This window comes from Reticulibacter mediterranei (assembly GCF_016587455.1).
On record NZ_BNJK01000001.1, the window covers coordinates 4,247,482 to 4,269,439 of the forward strand.

Here is a 21,958-nt window from a genome sequence, read left to right on the forward strand (position 1 = left end):
TCCAGGATGCTGCGGAGGTCGGCCCGACGGCGTAGGTGTTCGTTGGGTCAGTTGCGGTCGAGCAACCGGGTCAGCTCGGTGGCCAGGGGGGTGTCCTGCACGGCCGGGTGGCGCAACTGGGCCATGAGGTCTTGCGTCTTCGTGGTCCAGTCCTCGTGCATCAGATCCCACCGGACCTTGAGCAGGGCGAGCCCCTCCTCCAGTCGCCTTTCGGCCTCCGCGCGCTCGTGCTTGAGGTCGGCGCGCGCTTCGGAGATCAAAGGCTCGAAGTGCGGGTAGAACTCCAGCAGCACGACCAGATCCGCGCTGCCCTGTCCGTGCAGCCGGTTGAGCTGGTTCGTGTAGTTGCCTCGGAACGCCGTGAGCCAGTCTTCCAGGTGCTGGAGGTTCCGACCGATTTCCAGCAGCGTTTCAGGAGCGATGGAGGACTCCGCGAGCAGATCCTCGATCTCCTCGATCTGCTGCACATCCTCGGACGTGGCCGTGAAGTGGTTCAGGAACGGTTCGCAGCCACCTCGGAAGGTCTTGAGGATGTTCGCGATCTCGATCTTCAGCGTGGGCAGTCCCAGGATCGTCTCCAGGGCGACGATCCTCTCCTCCAGGGCGACGATCCTGCTCTGGCCGGGACGGAGCCGCCGCATCGTCTGGGTGCGGACCCACGTGCTCGCCTTCGCTCCGAGACCACTGATGACGGCGGCCCCGAAGCCCCCGATCAGGTAGGAGGGAGCGCGCGTGACGACGGTGATGGCGAGGAGCTGCCTGATCTGGTCCGGCAGAGCGCCGTGCCCGGTGCGGTAGATGTCGGCCAGCCAGCCACCGACGTAGCCGCCGAGGAGGATGAAGCCGATCAGCCAGCCGACGCCGCTAGCCGTGACCTTCGCCGCCATCCTGATGCGCTGCCACCCCCGAGCGCCCGTGTGAAGGCCGACGAAGATGTAGCCGACGAGGAACAGCGACAGGAAGTCGTAGCAGGGCGGCACGACCGTTCGCACGGTCAGTTCCGGCATGAGGTGGAACAGCCAGCCGAGGATGCCCGACTCGTAGCCGGCCCCCTCGATAGACATGTACGCGTCCACCACCAGGCCGAACAGGGCCACCGGTACGATGCTGAGGAAGATGATCGTGACCAGCCCCGACGCCTCCTTGAGCGCCGCGTCGGTAGATGTCTTCTTCAGTTCCTTCCACTTCTGCTGGGCCATCGCGATATTCGTGCCGATGCCCAGGGCGATGAAGTTCGTGTACGCCTTCGTGTAGAAGTCGTGGGTGTAGATGGCCCACGCCGTCGCGAAGACGACGCACGTTGCGATGATGATGGCCCCTCGCCGCTGGAGTTGCGTGATCTCCCTCGGGTCAGCCCTCCGGGCCGCCGCGCCTGCCCAGGTGGTGAACACCCGACCGCCGACGGGAACGGTGGGAACGGTGAGCCACATGAAGGCCCACAGGAGCGTGGTGCCCCCGAAGATGGGCCGGAGCATTTCCGGCCCGCCGAACCAGGTGAAGGCGAGCATGATGAGGGCGACGGTCAGGCCACCCCAGGCCAGCTTCTTCGGCGGGAGGTGCCGCAGCAGCCACTCGTCCATCTGGGGCAGGAGGCGCCCCCACGCCAGAGGCGGCGAGAACCAGCGCCGCCTGGTCTCGGTCGTTACTTCCACTTTTTCCACTTCTTCCACTTCTCCTCTGTCCGATTGTGGAGTTCCGACAACATTGCCGGGTTTGCCTGGAGGTCGTCGGGCGAGCGAATCCTATGGATCTACCGCCCTTGCCTCCTTTCCGGGCTTATATAGGCACTATAAGCCTGGAGAGCAAGTAAGGGCTTATTTTCCTCTCCTAACTGGGCATATTTTGCGCCCGTTGCACGCAGGGTGGCCGGAAGGAACTGCTGCGTGTGGTTGTTCCGCATCCTTCCGGCCATCTGTCTTTCAGCGATGCCTCACGATGAGGCGGCGCGCCGTCCGTACTCCTGGTGGCGCGCCGCCTCATTGTCTACTGCCTACCGACCCAGGCGGGGTCGTTGGGGTTGAATCCCATCTCCCGCAGCGTCTCTCCCAGGAGAAGGACAGCGAGCTTCACGTCCTCACTTCCGTTGAAGATCCAGGGGCCGAGGCGGAGGCGTCCCTGGCCCGAACTGAGGTAAACGCCCCGGGCGTTGAGCCGCGAGCAGACCGCCGCCGCCTGCTCGTCGCTCATCTTGACCGAGATGTAGCCGCCGCGCTTTTCTGCCTCCCTGGGGGAGATGATGGTCAGCCCCAGGTTCAGGCCATCCAGCGCCGAGATGATCTCGTCGCCCAGACTCCGGACGTGTTGCATGACCTGCGTCTGGCCCCGACGCAGGTCGCCCTCGCCCAGTCGCTCGTACAATCCGATCAGGTTGCGCAGCGCGTCCCGCAGGTTGTAGAGGAGCGACCAGGGCAGGCCACCCGTCTCCAGGCGCTGGCCATCCGACCGCAACTCGTACCTGCCGGTGAAGGGCAAGTCGAACGGCAGGACCGAGTACCAGCCAAGGGCCTCGGGGGTGATGTTGGGCCACTTCTCACGGTTGACCCAGCAGAGGGCGACCCCGTTGGACCCCAGGCCGAGCCACTTGCCCGTCGTGCCGAACAGGGCGTCGAAGTGGGCCAGGTTGAGCGGGATGACGCCAGCCGCCTGCGACACATCGACGATGATCCTGGCCCTGACCGCGTGAGCCGCCTCCGCGATCGCCTCCATCTCGCGCAGTTCGCCCGAGACGTAGTCGCAGGCATCGATGGCGACGAGCCTGGTTTTCTCGTCGATGGCGGCGCAGATCTCCTCCTTCATCTCGCCGCACAGCCTCATCTCCACTCCCAGACGCTCCAGGCGGCTCACTCCGAGGGAGATGGTGGAGTAGGCGCTGTTGGGGACGACCACGTTCTCGTCCGGGTGCAGGTCGTCCATCACCATGCATCCGATGAGCGTGTTCAGAGCGCCGGTTGTGTTGGGGCTGAAGGTGATCTCGCTCGGGCTGCACCCGGCGATCAGCTTTGCGCTCAGTTCGCGGAGTTCTCCTTTGGTTGCCGGGTAGTTGTTGGGAGCGAATACCTCGGTCCCCTGCACGAAGATCTGCTGGTACTCCCTGTACGTCGCGATCTGGCTCCGCCACGGCAGTCCACCGAACGGCGTCGTCAGGACACTCTTCACCCCTTCCGGCGCGATGAACGCGCTCAGGGGGACCAGGGGCTTGCGATTACTCATAGTGCTGTCTCTTCCTTTCGAGGTCAAAGCGTGCCCTCCACGCTTGCCTCTGCTACGCACATCACAGGGATGCCCATAGCACAAACAAGCGTTATTGAGGCGGGTATCAGTGGTGAGCATGAGGATGGCGGGCGGGAGACCTCGTCGGGCCGTCTCCCGCCTTGCCGTCCTTTTGTGCTGTTCGTACGAGATAACCATCATTGCTGACGAGGCGCTACAACCTCTATCCCGCGACCCAGGTAGGATCGAGCGGGTTGTAGCTGAGTTCCAGCAGGACTTCTCCCAGGTGCTTGACGGCCCGCTCTACGTCGGTGCTGCTGTTGTGGATGCGCGGACCCAGCCGCAGCCCGGTGCTGTCGTAGGAGAGGTAGATCCCCCTTTCGGCCAGTCGCTCGCACACGAGTTTTGCACTCGCGCGCTGCATCCTGATCGTGGCGTGCGGGCCGCGCAGTAGCGGGTTCTTGCCTGCGATGATGTCCAGAGTGAGCTGGTCGTTAGTCCGCGCCAGATCTTTCAGCGCCAGGACGATCTCGGTCGTCAGCGCCAGGACGTGCTGGGCGATGTCCTCCAACTCCAGGCGCAGCTCTTGCATGTTGCGCAGGGAGTCGAGCAGCAGGAAGATGCCGAGCCAGTTGAGACCTCCGGGTTGCAGCCGTGCTCCCGGATCATCCTTGAACAGGAAGCTCTCCTCGCTTTCCATCTGGATTGAGTTCCGGCCCGCGTAGCTCGGTCGAATGGCTCCGGGCTGCCACCGGGCGCGGTTGAGGAAGATGGGCGTGCATCCGTTGGAGGCTCCAAGGAGTCCCTTGTACGCGGTGGAGACGGCCACATCGAAGTGGTGGAAGTCGAGCGGGAAGATGCCGATGAGTTGCGAGGCATCGACTACGAGACGCGCCCCGACCGAGCGGGCTACATCCGCGATCCTGGCGAGGTCGAGCATCTCGCAGTACTGCGTGTCGAACTCTTCGATGATGATCAGCCGCGTCTGTTCGTCGATTGCGCCGATCACGTCATCGGTCGTTCCTTCCGGCTGTCGAAGCTGTGTTCCGCGCCTCTGGCGCAGGGACTTCGCCAGGAGGCGCAGTGAGGAGTAGGCGGTGCTCGGGGTGACGATGTTGTGCTGGGCATCGAGAGATGCCTCAATGCAGTCGAGGAGCTTGATGAGTGCCTCCGTCACGTTGAGGGCGAAGGCGATGGAGACATCTTTCGGGGTACCTGCAACCTGCCTGGCGAGCAGCGGGTAGATCTCCTCCTCCACCTGCGCGAAGACCTCCTCGATCCGGGTTCCGCTTGCCAGCGTCAGGAAGTACTGTTTGGCGGCCTCGTTCGCGGTCTTCCAGGCGAGGCCGCCGAGCGGACCGGCCAGATAGCTGACCGTGTTGGGCGGCATGATGAACCTGTCAGGGGCAACGAGCGAGTTGATCATGGTTCCCTTCCGTTCCGAGAGGACAGGGGCGTGACTTTCACGCTTGCCTCTGCTACGCACACCACAGGGATGAGCATAGCACAAGCAAGCGTCTGCTCTCTACTTACCAGACTCCGTCGTCGGGAGCGTAGTTCATCTCTCTCAAGGCTTCGCCCAGGATTTGCACCGCCAGCTTTACATCCTCGCTTCCATTGTGCAGCCAGGGACCGAGGCGGAGGCGTCCCTGCCCGAAGCTGAGATAGATACCGCGCTCGTTCAGCCGGGCGCAAACCATGCGGGCCATCTCATCGCTCATCTTGACGGAGATATAGCTACCGCGCCGTTGCGCGTCTCGGGGCGAGAGGATGGTTAGCCCCAGGTTCAGTTTGTCCAGTTCTGCGATGATCTCATTCCCCAGCTCCCGGATGTGTTCCGTGATCTCCTGCTGGCTGAAGGGTGACAGATGACGCAGCGCATCCCGCAGGATGTTGAGATCGCGCCAGGGGAGGCCACCCGCCTCAAGACGGCTGGCAGTGGGCTTGAGCTGGTATTCGCCGGTGAAGGGCAAGACAATCGGTAGGACCGCGTACCAGCCTACGTTTTCAGGGGTGATATCGGGCCATCTCTCGCGGTTGATCCAGCAGATGCCGGCTCCGTTGGACTCTGCACCGAGCCATTTGTAAGTCGTGGCAACCAGGGCATCGAAGGGAGCGAGCGCCAGGGGAAGGACACTAGCTACCTGTGACACGTCGATGATGATCCTGGCTCCCACTGCATGTGCCGCTTCTGCGATTCTTTCCAGATCAAACAGCTCACACGAGACATAGTTGCATGCCTCGATTGCAATGAGCCTGGTCCTGCTGTCGATGGCTGCAATAATCGCCTCCGTCGTCGCCTCGCACAGCCGGATCTCTACCCCCAGCTTTCTCAGCCGCTCCACTGTTAAGGGGACGGTCGGGTAGCTGTTGCCCACAGTGATTACATTGTCGTCGGGATTCATGCCTTCCATTGCCACGCAACCGACAAGCTTTATCAGCCCCTCGGTCGCATTGCTCACGAAGGCTACCTCCTCCGGTGTGCAGCCAACGAGCCGCGAACATAGCTCGCGGGTCTCTCCACTCACTTGCGGAAGAAAATTGAACACCTCGGTCCCTTGTAGGGAATTTCTGAGATATTCCTCGAAGGCCCCGGTGATGGTTTTCCAGGGCAGACCTCCGAACGGCGTTGCCAGAAAGCTACGTGTGCCTTCTGGCGCAATGAACTCGCTCAGAGGTACGAGCGGTCTTCGCTTCTTCACTTTTTCCACTTTATCTTCTTTTGGCCTTCTTTCTGCTCGAATAAAAGTAAAGCACCCCTTCACTTTAGGACACCTGGATGCCCGTAAGCGTTAACGTGCATATGTAATACCACTCTCGAAGCCGAATGATACCCCTGGTAATAGGCCTCTTTCGTGCAAGAGACGATATTGGAGTAGAACCTCAGCTTTGAGTAAGTCTGGCTCCTGAATGTCTGTATCCAGAAGCTTGCGGAGAGAGTGGCAAGCTCTTCCCACATGAGGGATATTCTGGCTCCTGCTATCAGACCGGTTCGACCCGCTCTGATGCTCACGCCCGGAAGTTGGGCTGGCAACCTCCTTTTCCACCTGATGAGAGGGAGGTGGGATAACCCTTACGTTGTATTTCTATCTGTACAGTATATTTTACCAAAATGCAATGTTAATACAACGTTAAGCCAGCTCTCCAGGCTGATTTAATTATATTTTAAAATTGTTAACAAGGTTGCCTATGAGCAACAAGTGACATTGTTTGGTCAGGAGAGCTGCTTTTTCTCTTACGGAGAAACTTTTCGCGTTAATGATCTCATGTAGCAGCGTTTTCTATCCCAAAGATACCACAATTGGCATCGCTCTATTACATTTTATACTCTTTTTGTTCATCTGTATAGATGAGAAAATGGCGTCATAGAGATTTTTAAAGAGAAGCCGCCTTGCAATTCTGGTGGGGGCATGGTACAGAGAAAAATAGCAAGTTGACACCCGTCCGGTTAGCATCACCGTCATCGATGCGTGTATGGGAGGAACAATGTAGCCGGTGTTGTTTATAGCAGCACTGTCCTGTCCATCTACTCCGCGAGCATACCACTCGCTATAGCTATATCTATCCTGTCAGGTAGCAATGAGCCAGAAGCGCTTATCTGCCTGCTCGGGGGAAGCTGTTCACAATTTTTCCCCTCAACTGCAATGAGAACCAGATCCCTCTCTCCGAAAGGATGATCTTGCTCCTTCGTATCCTGGGCATGGCTGCGATTGACGGCGCACTGGCGTTCGATATCGCAGCATTTTTCGCAAAGCTTCTCGTGGGTTTTCCCACGAAGAAGCGAGTTACCCTGTTCTCGCTACTCATCATACAAGACTTCCTCATCAAGGCCGCCATAACGTGGAGCGCGTCGTGGTTGGCCAGCATCACCGTCCTCAAGATCCTGGGAGGTATCTACCTCATCTTCAGCGTGGTTCGCTCCAAGAAGGGGCACAGCTCTACCCGTGAATCTCTCAAGGACAGGCTGCTCCAGGGCATGACCGCCAGCTTCTTCCTGAACATCGACGCTGCGGTCTCAAATGGCACTCTGGCGCAGGGCCATGTATGGCTCCTCTTCATCGCTCTGGGGATGAGCGCCGTCGTGATCTGTGTGGTGATGGCTGGCTTCTCGTGGCTGGCAGGCCGGGTGGCCTGGATGAAGCAGGTGGAGAACCTCATCCTTAGCGGGACGGCTGGATACCTGATCGCCGCAAGTGCTCGGGTGGAGGCTCCCGCGCTGATGGTTGGCATCATCGTTCTCGTGGTGGTGCCCTGCCTCAACTCGAACCGGATCATTTCGCTGCTCAAACGTGGGTGGCGATTTCTGATGAAGAGAAGGTAAATCGATAAACGCCCCGGTCCCGCCGAACAGATAGCTTGTTCGGCGGGACCGGGGCGTTGGGGGGATGATAAGATGGAAGAACCGTCGGGAAATGAGAGAAGATATACCAGGAGATTTTTTTGCTGTTTTTGGCTCTCCGGGCGGCTTGAGCACCTATCCCTTGGCCGCAAAAAAGAGCATTTTGGGACGAATTTTGGAGCCTCTAGAGCATCCTGGCGGCGATCCCGGGTTGTATCATTTTTGGGGGCATGGTACAGAGAAAAGTAGAAAGAATGCTTGCCATAGCTGTATAAATAAGGCGGGACTCATGATAGGAGGCGCGTATCTCTCCTGAATGAGTCTCTGCTCAGGCTTTGAACCTCTGTCTGGCTGGCCTGGATAGACTGAGTTCCCTGGGAGTAGTAAACGATACGTAACCTGTCGCAGATCCGTTATCCGCGCTACCAATCATCATTGCGCGGTAGCTTTGTATAAAAAAGTTAATAACTGACTGTCTATGAGGAGTGAGTCCTGTTCTGGCGAACACTGTATCGTCGGGGCAGGGTTCTCTCTTTGTGAGACAACCTCCACCTGGCAGAGAACGTTGGGTTGCCGGGTCGCTCCTATCTGTCACTGCACGAAGGGGAAAGAACGTGGACCAGAAGAAGTCGTACAGGCGGTTCATCGTCGGCTGCCGGAGGCTGCTGCTCGCGGCGCTGTTCATGGGACTGCTGAGCCTCGGATGCGCGGCGGTGAGCGGGGACCTGTTCGAGAAGTTCCTCATGGTGAACCAGCCTCTGCACGCCCAGGATGCGGCGTTCCGGGCGGTTCTGTATCTGCTGGTTGGCTTCGTCAATCTGGCGTGGCTCCAGCGCGCTCAGTGGAGGCCGTGGCCGCTCGTGGCGTTTTCAAGCATCATGTGCGCGGTGGGGCTGGTGGTGGGCTGGTTGAACCTCGTTCAGTTCATCGCCGTGAACAACCAGGGCTTCGGCTACGTGATCGCGGCCATCGGGTCGCTGGCCGTCGCGTTTCTCTGCCTGCTGAAGTGCTCGGGCCTAATCGCCAAGATCAGGAGCCAGTACTTCCTGTGGAAGCACCAGGATCTGATCAGGGAAATGATCGACGAGGCAGGACTGTCGTAGTAGGAGTCACCGGTCTGCGTTCATGAGCAGGCGGGCACGTGCAGTGGGAGGCCGTTACCGTTCTTGCAGGTGACGGCTTCCCGTTGTACCGGCCCTCAACATCCGAACCATCGCTATTAGGAGCGAAAGTGATACCGATCTGGCTGGTGTCGGTGCTTGTCGCCGCCCTGCTGGTCATTGTCGGGCTGTGGCTCGACAACAGACGTCAAACGAGGAAGGAGACATCGCTCGACCTCGCCGAGAGCGGAAAGGAGGAGAAGCGCTCCCGGCTCAAGAAGTTCATCGGCATCCCCGGCAGAATGTGGCGCGGGCTCTGCCGGCTCGGGCACATCTGCTCCCTGCTCGCTCATCCAGCGCGTGCGGAGAAGGAACAGGGCACCCTGCGCCTGCTTCCCTTCTTCCTCACGGAGAAGAGGCAGATACTCAAAGCGTTCATCCTGGTCTCGCTGACCGCGTGCCTCACGCTGATCTTTGGCATGCTCATGCGCCAGCTCCCGCTCGTCGTCAAGGATGGCCCGCAGCAGGTCGTGCAGGTTGCCGGACTCGCCATCCTGGTGATCTGCCTCAACGAGCTTGCTAATCTGCTCGCTCAGCAGATCATGGTCCGCTGGAGCGCTAACGTGGTCGAGAACATCAACGAGGCCGCGACGCGCAGTGCCCTGGATGCACGCTACGAGGTTCATCTGCACGCCGACACCGCAGAGGTGGTGAACGGGTCGCAGCCAACGCAACGAGAGTGGCTCATGAACTCGCTGAACTTCGGCGCGTTCACCCTGCTCTCCTCACTGGTCACGCTGATCGCCTCCATCGTGATCTGCCTGTTCACCAACTGGCTGATCACGCTGGTGGTCCTCGCCCTGCTGGTTCTCTGCTCCCTGCAAATCGTGCGGGTGGGTCAGATCCGTGGTGAGCTGTACAAGCTCCGGCGCAAGGTTCTGGGAGAGGAGAGTGTGGCCCTGAATGATGCCTATTCGATGTCGGGTATTCAGGACCGCAAAACGGGGGGGAAAGATTTTCTCCCGCAGATTAGTGGCTATGCTCATGAGTGGAAGAAGGCTAGCGTGAGGACGATCTGTCTCGCACGCACTGCCTACGTTCCCACCAGTATCGTCGTGGGCAGCCTCTCGCCGCTCCTCTTCCTCGTGATGGCACTGACCGGGGGGATGTCCCTGACGGGAATCCTGGCGATGCTTGCTCAGTTGTCGATCATGGCGTCGAAGCTCGCCGGGGTCACATCCGGGTTCCAGTTTGCGCAGGATCTGCGCAACTCCGCCCAGGGCTTCGCAATGATGCTGAGGCTGGAGCCAGAGCTTGCTCCCACCGACGACGCCGTCCTGGCGCCGTTCGACCCGCGCAATCGCACCATCAGGGTCCGCGGCGTAAAGTTCATGTATCGCGGGACGGAGGACTTCGTCATCACTGAGGCGTCCTGCGAGATCGAGCCTGGTTTCCTCGTCTCGGTCATCGGACCGTCTGGCGAGGGCAAGAGTACTTTCGCCCAGATCCTGGCCGGGCTGCTGCACCCGCAGCAGGGAGAGATCTGGTGTGGAGGGCACTTCCTCCACGCGCTCACTGCGGAGGTTCGCAATGGCTTGGTAGCCTACATGGGCCAGTTCGCACCTGCGTTCCACGGCACCGTCCGCGAGGTGTTCAGGGACAGGTGGGGCGACGCGTCGGATGCCGAGATCAAGCAGGTGCTCACTACCACCAGTCTCTGGACTGAACTGCGTAAAAAGCAGGGTCTCAAGACGGAAGCGTCGAGCCTGTCGGGTGGCCAGCGCCAGCGCTTGCACTTCGCGCTGATCGACTTCGAGATCCGCCGCGAGGGACCGAAGATCGTGATTATCGACGAGGGAACGTCGGACCTCGACCTCGCTTCGGAGAGGAAGATCGTCGCGAGGCTGCGGGTCATGGCCCAGGAGGGATGCACGGTCCTCCAGGTCGCCCACCGCGTCGCCGCGATTAATGTGGGGACGCACATCTTCGCAATGGAGAACGGCGTGGGAAGCCTCATGTCGATGAGCGAGGCATGCGCCGACCAGGAGAGCCTCTACTACCGTCTGGTCGTGAGCACGGGCGCGACCAAGGTGTAGGGCGCCCGAGAAAACCAGGAGTCGGCCACATTACCACCAGCAGGTGGCGTGACCGACTCCTGGCCTGGTCAAACAGGGTAAAAAAAAGAGGTTCGACTTTCTTTATCGAACCCAAATACATAGAAGCCATCATCTCTTTTCAGATGGCTCACAAATACTCTCCCCCCTCTTTTGAAAAGGAGGATACAAAGTTCTCTACTATTTGCCCTGTTCTTTAGAAAAGAGAACAAGACTGCCCCTACCCTATCCTGATCCGCCAGAAGCGAACGGATATGGATATCGTCCATCGGATCTGTGCTGGCCTGCCAATGCTTTTTACAGTGCGTTAACAGCACATTAACCCATTCTGATAGAAGTATAACACAACCTCGGGGATTTGTCATCCCTTGAGATTAGTAAAATTAACGGAAAGTTAAACATCACCGAAAACCACGTCCTGAGAGGATGAGTGTCATGAAGGCTGTGCTGGGTCTGTTCTTCAAGTACCTGCCCCGCAAGCAGAGGCTCCTGTCGCTGGTCATCGTGCTGCTGCTGGTGCCGCTGAGTACGTACCTGTTCATCATCGGGTCTGAGAAGACGCGCGAGTTCGGAACCATCGTCTCGCAGGGAAACGTTAAGAGTGCGGCTATGACCGCGCTGGTGGCGCTGCCCATCATGAGTGGAGCCTTCGGGGTAAGCTCTCTGCTCTCGCGCTTCGTGGCGGGACTGTGCGCGAGGGCGGCCGGAGGCATGAGGCGCGATCTCTTCGAGCTGTTCTCGTGGGCCCCGCCAATGTCCGTCGATCCACGCAAGGCGGAGGGGGGGCTAACCTCGCGCACCTCCGACCTGGAGCGCGCCTGGACCGAGGGGGCGCGCCCGCTGCTGCTGGCAGTGACCAACGGGGGTGGCTACATCGTCATGGCGAGCGTCATCGACTGGTGGGCCGCGCTCTGTATGGCTGTGCTGGCCCTGTTCTTCAGCAGCCTCGTGGAGTTGACGCTGGGCAAGCGCAGGGTGGAGAGCCAGTCCATCGCGCGTGATCGGCAGTCGGCGTGGGACCGCTGGGGGCGCTTCCTGGCGCGTGCGTTCGGGCAGCGTCTCCTCGCTATGCGGGATCGGTCGTTCGAGTTGCAGCGGGGAGAGGCGTACAACCAGAAGAGGCTCGAAAAGACCAACACGGAGAACACGTACAGGGCGCTGGGCGACTGGGCCATTCAGAGTGGCAGCTTCGTAACCATCGTCGCGACTCAGCTCATCTACATCATCCACCAGCACGCGCTGCATCAGGGGATCGCGCCCGGTGCGATGCTGGTGCTGGCAAGCGCCGTCACCCTCTTCCAGAACATGATCAACCAGGGAGCGCAGGGGCTGAGTACGCTGCGCAAGGGAGAGGTCTCTCTGCCGCATATCCGGTCGATCCTCGCTCTGCGTCCCCTGGCTGAAGAGGCACGGCGGCGGGCGGCTGCCCTTGAGAAGCAGGCGGCTGAACTCAAGTTGCAGGAAGGCAAGCCGCTTGTTCCGCCGATGACGGTTACGCTCGCCGATGTAGTCATCAGTGATAGCGGCAGGCAGTCGATTCTCAACGTCCCTCACGCCCGCCTGGAGCCGGGCAGCTTCGGGGTTCTCGTCGGTGCCTCGGCCTCGGGGAAGAGCACCTTGCTGGCTCTAGCGACGGGACGCCTGCATCCCAATCAGGATGGACACCTGACGCAGGGGTTGCGCAGCAAGGGAGCGGTGGTCTGCAACGGCGAGGCGTCGGGCTGGCAATACCTGAGCGCGTCGCACATCGAGGGAGAGGGACGCTGGCTCTCGCTGACGGCACCGGAGCAGAGCGACACCATCAGGACGTTCCTTCAGTCGGCCAGGGCGAACCTGTTGCCGCGCAATGGCGAGACGGAGATCGAGAGGAGGGAGAAGGAAAAGGAACTGCTGGACGCTCTGAGGGAGGTCGGGCTGCTGGATGTCGTCAGGGACAGGCTCGACGACACCCTGAACGGAAACAGCCTGACAAGGCAGCAGTTGGCGCTGCTGTCTCTGGCCCAGGTAAGTCTATTGCCTGCCTGGAAGCGCTCGCTCATTGTGCTCGACGAGACCTTCTTTGCCGGGAAGCTGGTCGAGGATGAGAAGAGCCGCCGGCTGGCCGTGCGGATGCTGCGGAAGTGGAACGATCACGGCTCCACGATCATCGTAGCTGAGGATACCTGGGACCGGGTGCCGCGAGAGCTGCTCACGCCGCCCAGGGGACGCAAGCAGTCGAAGACGCAGCCGCTGAGGTGCTTCGAGCTGGGCAACGGCACGCTCGCTGAGATGTCGGTGCCTGCTTCTCTCGCTGGGAAGCCCTGAAAGGGCAACGCCGCAGGCATGCAGATTAGATGAGGTTGCCCCCGGTCTATGCAGGTCGGGGGCAACCTCCTTTCATACAGGAGGATTCAGTGGGAGAGTACAACAAAATCCGGCTTCTCCAGAGCGTGATCGAGGGGCGGCTGGCTGGGATGCCGGAAGAGGACGTTCAGCGTGCCTTGACGGGCACCCCGCTGATCGACGGCTTCCGCATGCAGACGGTGCAGCGTTTCTACAAGTACGGCTTCACGGCCACATGCAGCGAGGCGGGGATCACCGAGCGCCTGGAAGCGAGCGAGGAGGTGAAGCAGTTCTGGCACGCGCAGGCAGAGGCTCTGCGCAATTCGCTTGGTGGGGCCGATGTCCTCCCGTCTCCTGTGACGGTGGCGGAGGACGATCCCCAGTCCTACAGAAGCTACGCCGAACTGACCGCCAGGGTTGCGGAATGCGAGTATGTCGCCGCGCAGTGCGAGACCGAGCTGGCGGCACGTCGCCAGAGGAGCTGGTCCGAAATCGGGCGGCTGCTGTGCGAAGAGGAGATCGCCCGCCTGCGGTGGGAGATCTGCAAGAGTAGGTATGAGTCGACGGTGCGCGTCGAAGAGACAAAGGGAGAATGAGAGATGATCGCGTCGAGCAACGAGAAGAAGCCCTGCTGGTTCTGCAACCTGGGCGCGGACCAGATGTGCCTGAGGCCCGAGCGGAAGGAGTACATGGCCTTCAGGTGGTACTCGTGTGACGAACACCACCTGCTGGGGTGGCGTTTCATCCGCGCCCTGGTCCACTTCATCGGCGGCCTGCTCGACATCGAGCTGAGCACCGAGAAGCCCTGCTGGTGCTGCAAGATGGACATGCAGCCGATGTGCCTGAAGCCCCGGCGGAAGGCGTACGAGCTGGCGATCGCGCTCCACACCTGCCAGGGGCACAGGCTGCAGCGCTTCCACATCGGCGGTAGCCTGGCGCGCCGTATCGCCGCCCGGCACAACCGAGACCGCAACACAAAGGGCTGAACCGAGCCGTAGGAGGCCGCCCGCCTTACACACGGGCGGCCTCCTGCCCACTATCGTAGTCGCGCGATTGATCACGCATTGCTTGTATAGCACAACATGCGCCGATCAATCGCGCGACTACGACGCGAGGAGAACATCACAGCGAACGAAGAGCGGGAAGGAAAGGCGCAATGATCGAGATTACAAAGGGTGGCCGGGCGACCGTTAACGGCGACCTCGTGGAGTACCAGCTCGAAGGGCAGCCGGAGACGTTGTTCAGTGTCGGCGATCAGGTGAGAGTCAAAGGCGGATTCGCGAAGATCGCCGAGGGCGAGGTGATCTGCGTCGCGGGAGAGGTCAGAGCTGAGCGCGAGAGCAAGGTGGCGATGATCGGGGGCCGTGTCACGATCACCGACAGCGAGGTGCGGCTCCCCACCGGTGCCGAGGACTGCCTGATCACGGCTCATGGTCGCTCGAAGATCTACCTGAGCGTGGGGATCAGGATGTGCGAGATCTTCGCCAACGATGAGACCATCGTCTATGTGCCGCGCGATCCCAGGCAGGAGACAGGCCGCGGGGAGAACGTGGCGACACGCGGCCTGTACAGCCTCGATATCGACTTGCAAGGGGATGCGCGCATCGAGTACCTCCCCTGACTGGCAAACGGGGGAAAGTCACCAGAAGGGGGCTGTTCGTTCAGCGGGTGGCCCCCAACGTGTTTCATCTTACTCGCATCAAGGAGAGAAGGAGAAAGCCCATGCGAATCTGGGCAAAGCTGTACTGGCCAGCGCTGATACTGGCGCTGTGCTTGCTGCCGCTGGCATCACAGCCAGCGGCTACTCAGGCAGAGGCGAAGGTGCCAGCGGCTTCGGTCGCGGTGGTGAGCGCCCAGCAGACGTCAGCGAAGCCGACCGCAGCGGGTGTCAAGCTGGGGAGCGGCTCGGAGATCTTCGTCCGAGCCGACCTTCAGCCCGACGGACAGTACAAGTTCGTCGGCGGCCTGACCAAAGACCTCGCTGGCACGGGAGTTCACCTCAGCGTTACCCCCACATCAAGCACCTATCTCGCGCCGGGAGATTGGCGATGGGTGGATCAGACCTACGACGACATGCAGGCGGTCGCAGGCTACCCGGAGGTCCACTTCACGAAGCCCCTCTATATGGCTCCGAACGAGCCTCTCGAAGTGAGCCTGACGGCGCTCTCTCGGGATGCCGATGGGAGTGTCATGCTCCCTAGCGCGTGGATGCAACTCATGCCGTGCCAGGGGAGCCGGTGTCCGCGACACATGCAGATCGATCTCCAGGTCTACTACGGCCTCGGCGGTGTTCAGGAGACTCTGACAACTCAGATAGCGGCCCCGCATGGCGAGGAGTTGCGCAATGGGTTCATCACCTACCCGGCTAACCCGTTCATCGGCAACAACCAGCCGCAGCGCTCCTTCCCGGCCTATGGGTCGGCTGGCCCTGTCCGGCAGGTGTCGCAGATCGTGGTGCCCTATGCCCTGGAGCAGCGTGGCATCGATGCGTACTCGGCTGAGGCCGCGACAGCCACGAGGTGGGATTTCCTCCCCGCCGATGCCCTCGCGTCCGCGACGACGGATATATACGCCGGTCTTTGAGGGCAGGGCGAGCAAGCAGCCGTGAGACGGTGAAGTAGTCTGAGGGAAGGCGGCACACGCTTGCACGCCGCCTTCCCTCAGACGAAGAATAAACGAGAAATAACTATCTGGCAAACAGACGCACCCTGACAAACGACTTTTACGGCGCTGGATTATTGCGTTTTGGTCATGTGACCGGAGGAGCTGCGCTATGGATAGCGGCGCGAAGCCATCCCCTGTACCTCCTCCGGGTCGGTCGAGGAGGGCGCGAGCGTTGCCAGGAGGTGACGCATATCCGGGCTATTATTGAGCGGACCTATCAAATATTCGTTCACGACGCGCTCCTGTTGCAGATCGATGAGGTTCAGGATAACTCCGGCCAGACCTGCTGAGCGCATGTGTTGCAGGGCATAGTGGCCGCTGTTCGCTTTAAAGTAAGGGCAGAATTTTCGTCCCTCGCCGTAGAGTTGCCACAACAACCACTGCAAGAGATTCATGCTGCCAGTTGTCTTGCCTCTCAGCGAGGCTATGGCTACCAGCCGGCGAATCTCTTTTGCAGCCTCCAGAATGCGCTGCTCCTGGGCATAGATGCTCAGGTGCGTCACGCTGTCCTCTGGTATCGTCTTGATGCGGGCTAGATCGCTCTGATCCCAGGCGCAGGGACGAAGTACGATGGATAGTACCCGCGCTTGCTGCGTATCGTGCAGCTTCAATGCGGCAGCAGCAGAGGCCATGCAAGATGGTGAAGTCAGGAAGTCATCGCTCAGGAGCAGCAGAATAATATCTGCACCCCTCAGCGCAGCGGGCAGGTTGCTTTCGGTGAAGCGCATCTCAGGAAAGCCAGCAACCAGCTTATACAACTGCTCCCGGATGGAGAGCCACAGGTGGCGGTCGGCTGTGCCGGTGGAGATAACGGTGTGAACCATGACGGGAGCTGCTGGTGTGGGAGGAGTCGCGGGCTGGTTTCTATACTGAGGCGCTCGCCCGCTCGCCTGCTGTGATTGAGGCTTATTTTTTTGTATCTGCACGCCACTGGCAATTCGAGCAGATGGAGCAACTGGTGATTTTTGCGGCCTGGGGATGTTGACCGATTGCTGGTGGGTGCGCGGCTGAATGATGTTCTCCAATGATTGCTTGACAACCTGCATGCTGGCGGGACGTTGTTTTGCGTCGAGGGCGACCATGCGCTGTACCAGTCGTTCCAGCACAGGTTGGTTGATGGAGAAGGGTTGGAAATAGAAGGGGTGCTGCGAGGGATCGATCCCGGTGAGCATCTGATGCAGCGTGGCTCCAAGACTGTAGATATCGGAGCGAGGCGAGGTGGCCTGCCGATATTGCTCAGGTGGTGCGTAGCCGGGCGAACCCAGCGCCGTTGTATCCTTCGACTGGCCCGGCTTAAACAAGCGAGCGATGCCAAAGTCGATCAGATAGATCTGCTGCTGCTTATTGAGCATGATATTCGCTGGTTTCAAATCGCGGAAGATGACCGGCGGGTGTTGTGAGTGCAGATATTCCAGCACGATGCAGAGCTGGCGAGCGATATTCAGCGTTTGTGCAAGGGGCAGATGGTCGCCGCGCTGGTGCATCGTCTCAAGTCGATCTTCCAGCGTTTCGCCTTCGATAAACTCCATAACGAGGTAGCGCCTGCCTCTATCCTCAAATTGTTCGTAAATGTGAGGGAGGTTTTGATGCTTGAGGCGAGCGAGCAGTTCTGCCTCGTGAATAAATGCATCGATCGCCTTTTGTAGCTCCTGACCGCTTAATCCTTGCTGGCTCATTTCTTTAATCGCAACGGTGCGCTGCTTCAGATGCAGATCGTGTGCTTTATAGACGGCGGCCATACCACCTTTACCGACCTGCTTTAAGATCAGGTAGCGTCCATTTTGCAGCAATGATTGCGGCGATAGCAGGCCGGTCGGCGTGGTTCGTGGAACGGCGGTGCCGCACCAGCTACAAAAGCGTACGAGAGCGGGAATATCTTTGCCACAGACATGACAGACCTGCACGATTTGCACCTCCTGATCGAACATATTTATTTTGAAGCCGCTGTATATCTTCTTCTGCCAGCGCGTGAGCGCCTGGAAGATACTGCTGGTGGGTGGCGAGGATGCAGGCCAGAACCAGCCGGGATGAGATGGCCGAGCATCACATTTTCTTTGAGTCCCACCAGATGATCCGTCTTACCCTCAAGCACGGCATCGGTCAGCACATGTGTCGTATGCTGAAACGAGGCGGCAGAGAGCCAGCTTTCTGTTGCGAGCGCGGCACGTGTCAGCCCCAGCAGGAGCACGCGTGCCGTTGCTGGTTGTCCGCCCTGCGCCACAATATCGGCATTTTTTTCTATATAGGCGAAGCGATCAATCAGCGCCTCCGGTAAAAGATCCGTATCGCCGGAGTCTTCGACTTTCACGTAGCGCACCATCTGGCGGATCAGGATCTCGAAGTGCTTATCGTGAATATAGGCTCCGGTGGTGCGATAGACGCGCTGGGCCTCCTGAAGCAGATAGTATTCCAGCGCCTCGCGCCCTCTGAAGCGCAGGAGATCCTGCAAGTTGAGCGCTCCGGTCGTTAAGGGATCGCCTGCCTGTGCAGCCTGCCCATCGTTGACCAGCAGTTTGCGTCCCACCGGGATAATATATGAGCGTCCGGTGGTACTTTCTCCCTGGATCGTCAGTCCTCCCTGCTCGTTGAACGAGACCTCGCCAGCTATGCGAGCGCGGATATCGCGTACTGCTGAGTTTGCATGGCGAATGGAGAGTCGCGCGATGACCTGACCGGGCCGGACCTGGCTATGGGGACGCACAAGGAGAGCGCTGCCCGGAGGGAGAGGATAGTCGTCCTGCACCGCAGTACGGGTCATGACCTGTACTGTCTGGATCTGCGTCTGTGGGTGCTTGCTGATCTGAACCACGCCATCGATTTCGCTGACGATGGCCGGATCTTTTGGCACGCGTGCCTCAAAAAGTTCTTCGACGCGGGGCAGCCCTTGCGTGATATCGCCCTGACCACCAGCGATGCCTCCGCTATGGAATGTACGCATCGTCAGTTGCGTTCCTGGCTCGCCGATTGATTGGGCTGCGATAATGCCAACTGCTGTGCCAACCTTGACCTGTGCGCGTGTTGAGAGATCCCAACCGTAGCACTTGCTACAGACGCCGCGCCGACTCTGGCAGGTCAGCAGAGAACGAATACGCACAAGTGAGATGTGGGCGGTGGATATGCACTCAATGGCCTCTTCGGTTAGTTCATCGCCTGCTGCCAGACCAACCTGGGGCAGCGCTTCGGCCAGGACGCGACCGATCAGGCGGCTGCGGCTATCGGCCAGACCCATGCGGCGGCTATCTTCCTCACTGATCAGCAGACCTTCTCTGGTGCCGCAGTCCTCGCTTGTGACAATGACATCCTGGGCCACATTGACGAAGCGAATGGTGAGATAACCTGCACTGGCGGTGTTGAGCGAGCGATCCATCAGGCTTTTGCGTGCGCCATGACTGCTGAGAAAATATTCGGCCACATTCAGCCCTTCCAGGAAATTGCCGCGCACCGGAGTTTCAATGATTGCGCCGGTGGGACTCGCCATCAGGCCGCGCATCCCGGAGAGCTGACGGATCTGCTGCAATTTTGCTTTAGTGGCCCCGGAACTGGCGATGGTTGCGATGGAACCGAAGGGATCAAGTACGCCCTGCACCTGGCTGGCGATGCGGTCGGTGGCCTCTGACCAGATGGCAACGGTTTGCTCGTAGCGCTCCTCGTTCGTAATGAGGCCCATTTGCCAATCGGCGCGCAGTTCGCCGATGCGTGTGTCGGCATCGGTCAGAATGGTCTTTTTCTGTGCTGGCACCTCAACATCGCTGATGGCAAAGGAGATGCCCGCGCGTGTGGCGTGACGGTAGCCAAGCGTTTTGATGGAGTCGGCCATGTGTGCCGTGACATCCAGGCCGTAGGTTTTCATGCACTCCCAGACCAGCTGTTTAAGCAACTCTTTGGTCATGGCGTAGTTTCTGAAACGCAGTCCTTTGGGGAGAATGGCGTTGAAGAGCAGGCGGCCAACGGTAGTTTGCACTTTGCGACTGTCGGGACAGGGACGAGAAGGAGCAGGAGGCGGCTGGATAAAGATACGATCGGCATTGATGCGAACGGTGATGCGGGCTTGCAGGTCGATGACGCCCAGCGTATATGCGATGATGGCTTCGTTCGTATCAGCGAAGATGTGACCCTCGCCTTTTTTGTTTGGACGCTCCTGGGTGAGATAATAGCAGCCTAACACTATCTCCTGGCTGATGCTGATCGATGGCTCGCCAGAAGCGGGCGAGAGCAGGTTGTGGATGGAGAGCATGCGCTCGCGAGCCTCTTCCTGCGCTTCCCGCGAGAGGGGCAGGTGGACTGCCATCTGATCGCCGTCGAAGTCGGCGTTGAAGGCAGAACAGACCAGGGGATGCAACCGGATCGCATTGCCTTCGACCAGAATCGGTTCAAAGGCTTGAATGCTCAAGCGGTGCAGCGTTGGCGCGCGGTTGAGCAAGACCACGCGTCCATTCATCACCTCTTCTAAAATATCCCACACGGCAGGATGGCGGCGCTCTACTGCGCGCTTGGCGGCTTTTGGCGTTTCGACAACTTTGTTGAGCAGGAGTTTATGAATGATAAAGGGTTTGAACAGTTCGAGGGCAATTTTCTTTGGCAGGCCACATTGGTGGAGCTTGAGCGTGGTGCCAACGCTGATCACCGAGCGCCCCGAATAGTCCACGCGCTTGCCCAGCATGTTGTGGCGGAAGCGTCCCTGTTTGCCCTTCAAATTATCGGAGAGGCTACGTAGGGGTTGTCGATGGGGTCCGATATGTGGACGGCGGCTGTGGGCGTTGTCGAAGAGGGCATCGCAGGCTATTTGTAGCGCTTGCTTTTCGTGGTTGATCATCAGTTCGGGGGCATGGATGGCCTGAAGCCGCTGCAAACGCAGGTTGCGGTGGATGACTCGTGTATATAACTCGTTAATATCGGACGAAGCAAAGCGTCCACTGCTGAGGCCGAGGACGGGGCGCAAGGCCGGGGGCAACACAGGAATAGCATGGAGGATCATCCATTCTGGGCGCGCACCAGAACGTTTCAAGGCCTCAACGACCTTCAAGCGCTTAATAGCCTTGCTGCGCGTGGTTCCATCCTGGTCTTGCAAGGCTGGACGCAGCGAGAGGGCCAGCCGCTCCAGATCGATCTGTTGCAGCATGCTCTCGATAGCCTCGGCACCGATGCCCAGGCGAAGTGCCGCCGGATCACATTCCGCTTTCAGCAAGCGACCCTGAGCGCTTTCGACAAGCGAGAGGGGGGTGAGGCGAGCGAGGGCGCGCTTCACCAGCCGTAACTGTTCCAGGCGCTCATCTGACGTGTGCCAGAGCAGCGATTCGTCGGCTTCTGTCTCAGGTGTCTCAGGTTGTTCAGGAGAGAGCGGGGTGCTGCTATCCAGATCGGAATCTCTCATAAGGGCGGGAAGATCACTCTCTTCAGAGGGTGCATCGATGAGTGTTGCCAGAGCGCTCTCACCTTCTCCAACGCTGGTTTGTATTATGTTTTCTAGCGATAGTGCCGATGGGAGTATACTGGCGGGTTGCCTCTCATCTGGCAGGTTTTCGAGTTGCTTTATTTCTGCTTCGATGCGCTGTATTTCTTGCTGGAGTACAGCTTCGTTGAGATGTAACACGATGTAGTGTGTATAGAGAAGAATGCGATCCAGGTCGCCCGGTGAGATGTCCAGCAGGACCGCAATGCGGCTGGGATGGCCCTGAGCATACCAGATATGGCTGACGGGAGCTGCCAGCTCGATATGGCCCATACGTACGCGCCGGACGCGCGATGACGTGACTTTAACCCCGCATTTTTCGCACGTTTTGCCCTTATAACGATATCTTTTGTATTTACCGCAGGCACAGGTCCAATCTTTTGTAGGACCAAAGATGCGCTCACAAAAGAGACCTCCCGGCTCGGGCTTGAGTGTGCGGTAGTTGATGGTTTCAGCCTGCGTGACCTCGCCCGAACTCCATGAGCGGATCTGGGCGGGACTGGCGAGAGAGATGCGAAGTGCTTTGACGGATTGGAATGAAATCATACTTTCCCTGTGTATGGATGTGCTTATTCAGCGTGAGTGCCTATTTATCCAGTTACCATAACGAACCATATGCAGGTTGTCTATGGGTATAGGGGGACAAACATGTACCGGTATTGCATTCTGTACATTTTATAGAAGCGATTTGGGTAATATTACGCATGTCGAGAGTGGTTTGAAGCAGTACACTTCTCCTGAGAAAGGCACACGTAGCGAC

13 protein-coding genes are annotated in these 21,958 nt (G+C 59.4%); 5 read left to right on the forward strand and 8 right to left on the reverse strand.

What is annotated here, in order from left to right; all coding sequences use genetic code 11:
• Window positions 1-47: 47 nt before the first annotated feature.
• The 4 genes from K3T83_RS18315 to K3T83_RS18330 all read right to left on the reverse strand — a co-directional run bounded on the left by K3T83_RS18315 (window position 48) and on the right by K3T83_RS18330 (window position 5,912).
• Entirely contained in the window at window positions 48-1,670 is a 1,623-nt protein-coding gene (locus K3T83_RS18315; RefSeq protein ID WP_220204399.1) for a hypothetical protein, read from the reverse strand.
• 313 nt (window positions 1,671-1,983) lie between these two features.
• Window positions 1,984-3,411 (reverse strand): aminotransferase class V-fold PLP-dependent enzyme, encoded by a 1,428-nt coding sequence (locus tag K3T83_RS57910; protein WP_373324529.1) that lies wholly within the window; start codon window positions 3,409-3,411, stop codon window positions 1,984-1,986.
• A 22-nt stretch (window positions 3,412-3,433) separates the two neighbouring features.
• Entirely contained in the window at window positions 3,434-4,636 is a 1,203-nt protein-coding gene (locus K3T83_RS18325; RefSeq protein WP_220204401.1) for an aminotransferase class V-fold PLP-dependent enzyme, read from the reverse strand.
• Window positions 4,637-4,739: 103 nt separating this feature from the next.
• On the reverse strand, window positions 4,740-5,912 hold the full coding sequence (locus K3T83_RS18330) for an aminotransferase class V-fold PLP-dependent enzyme (protein WP_220204402.1): 1,173 nt from the start codon (window positions 5,910-5,912) through the stop codon (window positions 4,740-4,742).
• A 977-nt stretch (window positions 5,913-6,889) separates the two neighbouring features.
• On the opposite strand from K3T83_RS18330, the gene K3T83_RS18335 reads away from it, so the two are divergent.
• The 4 genes from K3T83_RS18335 to K3T83_RS18350 all read left to right on the forward strand — a co-directional run bounded on the left by K3T83_RS18335 (window position 6,890) and on the right by K3T83_RS18350 (window position 13,067).
• Window positions 6,890-7,531 (forward strand): TerC family protein, encoded by a 642-nt coding sequence (locus K3T83_RS18335; RefSeq protein ID WP_220204403.1) that lies wholly within the window; start codon window positions 6,890-6,892, stop codon window positions 7,529-7,531.
• Window positions 7,532-8,163: 632 nt separating this feature from the next.
• Complete coding sequence (locus K3T83_RS18340; RefSeq protein WP_220204404.1) at window positions 8,164-8,652, forward strand: hypothetical protein; 489 nt, start codon at window positions 8,164-8,166, stop codon at window positions 8,650-8,652.
• Window positions 8,653-8,780: 128 nt separating this feature from the next.
• Window positions 8,781-10,745, forward strand: a complete 1,965-nt coding sequence (locus K3T83_RS18345; RefSeq protein WP_220204405.1) for an ATP-binding cassette domain-containing protein — start codon at window positions 8,781-8,783, stop codon at window positions 10,743-10,745.
• 453 nt (window positions 10,746-11,198) lie between these two features.
• Window positions 11,199-13,067, forward strand: coding sequence for an ATP-binding cassette domain-containing protein (locus tag K3T83_RS18350; protein WP_220204406.1), 1,869 nt, complete (start codon window positions 11,199-11,201; stop codon window positions 13,065-13,067).
• 86 nt (window positions 13,068-13,153) lie between these two features.
• Here the strand turns inward: K3T83_RS18350 and K3T83_RS18355 are convergent, their stop codons facing one another.
• Window positions 13,154-14,104, reverse strand: coding sequence for a hypothetical protein (locus tag K3T83_RS18355; protein WP_220204407.1), 951 nt, complete (start codon window positions 14,102-14,104; stop codon window positions 13,154-13,156).
• Window positions 14,105-14,241: 137 nt separating this feature from the next.
• Between K3T83_RS18355 and K3T83_RS18360 the strand changes: the two genes are divergently transcribed.
• Window positions 14,242-14,706 carry a hypothetical protein gene (locus K3T83_RS18360; protein ID WP_220204408.1) on the forward strand — a complete coding sequence of 155 codons (465 nt, stop codon included), beginning with the start codon at window positions 14,242-14,244 and terminating at the stop codon, window positions 14,704-14,706.
• Between the two features lie 395 nt (window positions 14,707-15,101).
• Here K3T83_RS18360 and K3T83_RS18365 read toward each other — a convergent pair whose 3' ends face one another.
• From K3T83_RS18365 to rpoC, 3 genes are all read right to left on the reverse strand, one after another.
• The gene (locus tag K3T83_RS18365) at window positions 15,102-15,782 is read right to left on the reverse strand and encodes a hypothetical protein (RefSeq protein WP_220204409.1); all 681 of its coding nucleotides are present in this window, start codon (window positions 15,780-15,782) and stop codon (window positions 15,102-15,104) included.
• A gap of 74 nt (window positions 15,783-15,856) precedes the next feature.
• On the reverse strand, window positions 15,857-17,653 hold the full coding sequence (locus tag K3T83_RS18370) for a serine/threonine protein kinase (RefSeq protein WP_220204410.1): 1,797 nt from the start codon (window positions 17,651-17,653) through the stop codon (window positions 15,857-15,859).
• 26 nt (window positions 17,654-17,679) lie between these two features.
• The gene (gene rpoC / locus K3T83_RS18375; RefSeq protein ID WP_220204411.1) at window positions 17,680-21,744 is read right to left on the reverse strand and encodes a DNA-directed RNA polymerase subunit beta'; all 4,065 of its coding nucleotides are present in this window, start codon (window positions 21,742-21,744) and stop codon (window positions 17,680-17,682) included.
• Window positions 21,745-21,958: the final 214 nt, after the last annotated feature.